Annotated in this window: 7 protein-coding genes and 1 tRNA gene; 2 read left to right on the forward strand and 6 right to left on the reverse strand. The window is 67.7% G+C overall.

Annotated features, from left to right (window positions below; genetic code table 11):
• Window positions 1-265: 265 nt before the first annotated feature.
• On the forward strand, window positions 266-1,375 hold the full coding sequence (locus tag FW784_RS12085) for a PilT/PilU family type 4a pilus ATPase (protein ID WP_149353594.1): 1,110 nt from the start codon (window positions 266-268) through the stop codon (window positions 1,373-1,375).
• Between the two features lie 65 nt (window positions 1,376-1,440).
• Here FW784_RS12085 and maiA read toward each other — a convergent pair whose 3' ends face one another.
• From maiA to rplM, 6 genes are all read right to left on the reverse strand, one after another.
• Complete coding sequence (gene maiA, locus FW784_RS12090; RefSeq protein WP_149353595.1) at window positions 1,441-2,112, reverse strand: maleylacetoacetate isomerase; 672 nt, start codon at window positions 2,110-2,112, stop codon at window positions 1,441-1,443.
• A gap of 78 nt (window positions 2,113-2,190) precedes the next feature.
• Entirely contained in the window at window positions 2,191-3,177 is a 987-nt protein-coding gene (locus tag FW784_RS12095; protein ID WP_149353596.1) for a fumarylacetoacetate hydrolase family protein, read from the reverse strand.
• A 200-nt stretch (window positions 3,178-3,377) separates the two neighbouring features.
• Window positions 3,378-4,124 carry a 2OG-Fe dioxygenase family protein gene (locus FW784_RS12100; RefSeq protein ID WP_149353597.1) on the reverse strand — a complete coding sequence of 249 codons (747 nt, stop codon included), beginning with the start codon at window positions 4,122-4,124 and terminating at the stop codon, window positions 3,378-3,380.
• A 71-nt stretch (window positions 4,125-4,195) separates the two neighbouring features.
• Window positions 4,196-4,270: transfer RNA gene (locus FW784_RS12105), tRNA-Gln, on the reverse strand.
• Between the two features lie 63 nt (window positions 4,271-4,333).
• The gene (gene rpsI / locus FW784_RS12110; protein WP_149353598.1) at window positions 4,334-4,726 is read right to left on the reverse strand and encodes a 30S ribosomal protein S9; all 393 of its coding nucleotides are present in this window, start codon (window positions 4,724-4,726) and stop codon (window positions 4,334-4,336) included.
• Window positions 4,727-4,737: 11 nt separating this feature from the next.
• On the reverse strand, window positions 4,738-5,166 hold the full coding sequence (gene rplM / locus FW784_RS12115) for a 50S ribosomal protein L13 (protein ID WP_149353599.1): 429 nt from the start codon (window positions 5,164-5,166) through the stop codon (window positions 4,738-4,740).
• 168 nt (window positions 5,167-5,334) lie between these two features.
• Here rplM and FW784_RS12120 point away from each other — a divergent pair.
• A partial coding sequence (locus tag FW784_RS12120) for a 4Fe-4S dicluster domain-containing protein (RefSeq protein ID WP_149353600.1) occupies window positions 5,335-5,636 on the forward strand: 302 nt, incomplete at its 3' end.

Raw genomic sequence — 5,636 nt, forward strand, 5'->3', positions numbered from 1 at the left:
CGGCAAACTCGGGCGCGGCGTACTGCTCGGCGTCGGCCTGCGCGGCACGGGCGACGGCCTGCTGGGCGGCGCCCACCTCGCCTGTCGGCGGCGGAACCGAGGCGCAGGACGCAAGCGTCAGGGTGAGAACCGGGGCAAGAAGCGCGCTGGAAAGGTGTGCGAAGCTTGGACGCATGGGAACCCGGACCGTGGCGTGGGGACGCGCGGTCATTGTGGCCATGCCGGCTGTACCGGCGCAAACCTGCATGCCATACGAGGACACTGCATGGATATCGGCTACTTCCTGAAGCTGATGACCGAGAAGAACGCGTCGGACATGTTCCTGACGACGGGCGCTCCGGTCTACATCAAGGTGGAAGGAAAACTCCAGCCGCTCGGCAATACCGGATTGCCGTCGGGCATGGTCAAGAAGATCGCGTACTCGCTGATGGACGAAGGCCAGGTGCCGGAGTTCGAACGCAACCTCGAACTCAACATGGCGTACGCGCTTCCGGACTCCGGCCGCTTCCGCGTCAACGTGTTCAAGCAACGCGGCGAAGTGGGCATGGTGATCCGTGCGATCCGCAGCGTGATCCCCACCATCGAGGAACTGCAGCTGCCGCAGGTGCTGAAGGAAATCATCACCTCGCCGCGCGGCCTGGTGCTGATCGTCGGCAGCACGGGCTCGGGCAAGTCCACGACGCTGGCGTCGATGATCGATTACCGCAACAGCAACATGGCCGGCCACATCCTCACCATCGAGGACCCGATCGAATTCCTGCATCGCCACAAGAAGTCGATCGTGAACCAGCGCGAGGTCGGCCTCGACACGCACAGCTTCCACGCCGCGTTGAAGAACGCGATGCGCGAAGCGCCGGACGTCATCCTGATCGGCGAGATCCTCGACGCCACGACCATGGAAGCCGCGATCTCGTTCGCCGAAACCGGCCACCTGTGTCTTGCGACGCTGCACTCGAACAATGCCGACCAGACGCTCGAGCGCATCCTCAATTTCTTTCCGGAAACCGCGCACAAGAACGTGCTGATGAACCTCGCGCTCAACCTTCGCGCGGTGGTGAGCCAGCGGCTCGTCGCGGGCGTGGATGGGCGCCGCCTGCCCGCGACCGAAGTGCTGATCAACACGCCGCACGTACGCGACCTGATGCGACGCGGGCAGGTGCACGAGATCAAGCACGCGATGGAGGAGACGCTGGAGGAAGGCATGGAGACGTTCGACCAGTGCCTGTTCCGGCTGCAGAAGGAAGGCCGCATCGACATGGAAAGCGCCCTGCGCGCCGCCGACTCGCGCGACGGCCTCGCGCTCAAGTTCCGGCTATCGGAAGGCGCCGAGGCCGAACACGATCCGTATGCGGAGATGTACAACCCGGCGCAGTGAGCGCGCGGGCGCAACGCGAACGGTCGGAGAGCGCAGCGGCGTCGCCTCGTCGTGTTGCGTCGACGTCAGCCGCGCTGCGATTCCGGGCAGTCGGGTTGCCGCTCCGGTCGCGCGGCATCGAACGCGGGCAGCGCTAGGCACGCCTTGTCGATGCGCGCGATCGTGGGCCAACGCGCGGTGTCGACGCCGAAGCGGCGCGCGTTGTAGGCCTGCGGCACGAGGCAGCAATCGGCGAGTGTCGGCACGTCGCCCTCGCAGAACTCGCCGGTCGCCGGGTTGTCGTCCAGTGACGCTTCCAGCGCATCGAAGCCGAGCGTGATCCAGTGGCGGACCCACTGCTCGCGCTCGGGCGCGGGCGCGTTCCACTCGTTCTCGAAGAACTGCAGCACGCGCAGGTTGTTGAGCGGATGGATGTCGCAGGCGACGATCTGGGCGAGCGCCCGGACGCGGGCACGGTCACGCGCGAGCGACGGGAGCAGCGGCGTGTCCGGCCACGTCTCGTCGAGGTATTCGAGGATCGCCAGCGATTGCCGGTAAAGCCGGTTGCCGTGCTGCAGCACGGGCACCAGCTCCTGCGGGTTGGCGTCGTGGAACTCGGGGCGGTGCTGTTCGCCGCCGTCGCGCACCAGGTGCACCGGCACGGTCTCGTACGGCAGGCCCTTGAGCGCAAGGCCGATGCGCACACGGTACGCCGCGCTCGACCGCCAGTAAGAATACAGGCGCAGAGTATCGGTCACGGTCGGCGCCTCGGTGCGGTGGGACACGCCACGTTAGCGCGTCCGCGTGGACGCGGCGTGCGCTCCCGTTGCCGTCCGTCAGCGCGTGTAGGGCTCGATGCGCTGATCGATCGCGCCGAATACGCTGCGGCCATCGCGGTCGAGCATCTCGATGCGCACGGTGTCGCCGAACTTCATGAAGGGCGTGACCGGCTTGCCCAGCTCGAGCGTCTCCACCGTGCGCCGCTCGGCGAAGCATGAAGCGCCCAGCGAGGTGTCCTCGTTCGCCACCGTGCCGGAGCCGACGATCGTGCCCGCGCTCAGCGGGCGCGTCTTGGCCACGTGCGCGACGAGTTGCGCGAAGTCGAACTGCATGTCGACGCCCGCTTCGGGCGCGCCGAACCATTCGCCGTTGATGTGGGTGAGCATCGGCAGGTGCAGCTTGTTGTCCTTCCATGCATCGCCGAGCTCGTCGGGCGTCACGAACACGGGCCCGAGCGCCGAGCGCGGCTTGGACTGCAGGAAGCCGAAGCCCTTGGCCAACTCGTCCGGAATCAGCGCGCGCAGCGAGACGTCGTTGATGATGCCGACGAGCTGGATGTGCGACGCCGCTTCGTCCGGCGTCACCGCCATCGGCACGTCGTCCGTGACGACGACCACCTCGGCCTCGAGGTCGATGCCGTAGCTCTCGCTGGGCACACGGACCGCGTCGCGGGGGCCAAGGAAGCCGGCGCTGGTCGCCTGGTACATCAGCGGATCCGTGTAGAAGCTCTCGGGCACCTGTGCGCCGCGCGCGCGGCGGACGCGCTCCACGTGCGGCAGGTAGGCCGAGCCGTCGACGAATTCGTATGCGCGCGGCAGCGGCGCGGCCAGTTCTGCAACGTCGAGGTCGAACGCGCCCGCGGCGTTGCCGGCTTCCAGCGACTCGAAGAGCGCATTGAGACGCGGCGCGACGTTCGTCCAGTCCTCCAGCGCCAGCTGCAGCGTCGGTGCGATCGCGTCGGCGCGCACCGCGCGCTTCAGGTTCCTCGATACGACGACCAGCGTGCCGTCGCGGCCGCCTTCCTTCAGGGAACCCAGCTTCATCGGTGACTCCAGAGAACCGGCGCCGGACGGCGCAATGGTTTCAATTGTAACGACCGCTCGGGCGGCGTCGACGGTTGCAACCGCAGCGCGGCTTCGGCGCGATCCGGGCGGCGGCACCGTTACGCGTAGGCACACGACAGGCGCCGCATTCCGATGCTTCCGTGACAGCCGCATTTCCGGTGACGATGCGGAGGATCCAACTACGGATCGTCACCCTGGAATGCCCCCTCGCGGTACGTCAGCACGAGCGTGTCGCGATGACCCACGCTCGCGGCGTCGATGGGCTGGATCGGTGTCGACTCGTGGATCACCCGCGTATCGTCGAGCAGCAGCGCGGACCACGGCTGCTCGAGCGTGAACCGCTCGCCCGCGGGGCCGTCGGCCTCGAACACGCGTGTCTCGCCGCCCTTGACGCCGACCCGCGACACCAGCAGCACGGCGACGAAATCCACGCCGTCACGATGCGCGCCCTCCGGCGTCGGCCGGCCGACGCCGTCGGCGGTGTCTATGCGGAACTGATGGGCTTCGACGAACCAGCGCGGCGCGGCGCGCACCGATGAGAACAGGCGCCCAAGGCCGCGCAGCAGCGCGGAAAACCCCGGCAGGCCGATCACCTCGGGCGTCACCGGCTCGAACCAGCGGTGCATGCCGCCGTGCAAGGCGTTGTAGTCCAACGGCTGCCAGTGTGCGCGCTGCGGCGCCTGTGTGATCGCGTCCCCGTCGACGACGAAGCATGCGTGCCGGCGGCGTCGGTAGCGGCCCCCGTCACGCAGGTATGCGTCGCGGACGAGCGCATCCCAGGAAGGTTCGAGCGCGGCGAGTTCATCGAGGTTCGAGCCGCAAAGCGTGGCGACGCCCTCGGCCGCCACGACCGCGTAGCCACGCTGGCCGAGCCGGTCGGCAACCCGACCGGGCGCGACTACGGGCGGCGGAAAGCGAACGACCATTGCGGCTCCTCACCCCGGAAACGCGAAAACCCGCACGCGGCGGGTCTTCGGTGGTTGCATGCAACCTTGTATGGCAGCCCCGGATGGATTCGAACCACCGAATGCCTGAGTCAGAGTCAGGTGCCTTACCGCTTGGCGACGGGGCTATGGAGCAAATTCTAGCGCGGCGGATGCTGCCGGCAAACCCGCCAGCATCCGTCGAAGCGCGATTAGCGCTTCGAGAACTGCGTGGCGCGGCGAGCCTTGTGCAGGCCAACCTTCTTGCGCTCGACTTCGCGGGCGTCGCGGGTCATGAAGCCGGCGCGGCGCAGGTCACCCTTCAGTGCTTCGTCGTATTCGACGAGCGCGCGGGCAATGCCGAGACGGATAGCACCGGCCTGGCCGGTGATGCCGCCGCCTGCAACTGTCACCACGACGTCGAACTTGTCGGTGGAGTTGGTCAGTTCGAGCGGCTGGCGCACGATCATGCGCGCCGTCTCGCGGCCAAAGAACTCATCGACCGGACGCTGGTTGACGGTGATATTGCCCGAGCCCTTGCGCAGGTACACGCGGGCGGTGGAGGACTTGCGGCGGCCGGTGCCGTAATTCTGCTGGGTAGCCATGTTCTTGGACCTTAGATGTCGAGCGTCTGCGGCTGCTGCGCGGCGTGCGGGTGCTCGGCACCCTTGTAGACCTTGAGCTTGCGGTACATCGCGCGGCCCAGCGGGCCCTTGGGCAGCATGCCCTTGACGGCGATCTCGATGACGCGCTCCGGATGGCGCTCGAGCGCCTGCGCGAGGGTCTCGGTCTTGAGGTTGCCGACGTAGCCGGTGAACCGGTGGTACTTCTTGTCGGCCAGCTTGTTGCCGGTCACCGCGATCTTTTCCGCATTGACGACGACCAGGTAATCACCGGTGTCGACGTGCGGGGTGAAAACGGGCTTGTGCTTGCCGCGGAGGCGGCGGGCGAGCTCCGAGGCCAGGCGGCCGAGGGTCTTGCCGGAGGCGTCGACGAGATACCAGTCGCGCTGGACGGTCTCGGACTTGGCGATAAAGGTCTTCATGACAAAACTCTTGGTGGGTGCCTGGTCGGGTTGGTTGGGACGGCTGGGAGCCGGTCCGAACGTCGCCACGCGTTGTTGGAACCGAAGTTCCGAGGAACAAAGAAGCGGAAGTGTAGCCGGCGGCCCGTGCGCGTGCAAGCCGCGTCAAGAGCGCGCTAGCATCGGCCGATGCCCTCGCCCCGACCGCCCCCTGCCGATCCGCTGGTCGCGCTGGCAGACCAGTGCGTGCAATGCGGGCTGTGCCTGCCGGTCTGTCCCACCTATCGGCACGACCGCACCGAGGCCGAATCGCCGCGCGGGCGGATCGCCGTCGCGCGGGCGTGGGCACTGGATGCGCTCGAACCGACGGCGGCCGGCGACACGCATCTGGACAACTGCCTCGCTTGCCGACGGTGCGAGGCAGCGTGTCCGGCAGGCGTCGAGTATGGCGCGCTGCTGCTGGAGGCCCGGCGCCGCCAGCGGGTTCGACG

The organism is Cognatilysobacter lacus (genome assembly GCF_008274655.1).
Classification (GTDB): domain Bacteria; phylum Pseudomonadota; class Gammaproteobacteria; order Xanthomonadales; family Xanthomonadaceae; genus Cognatilysobacter; species Cognatilysobacter lacus.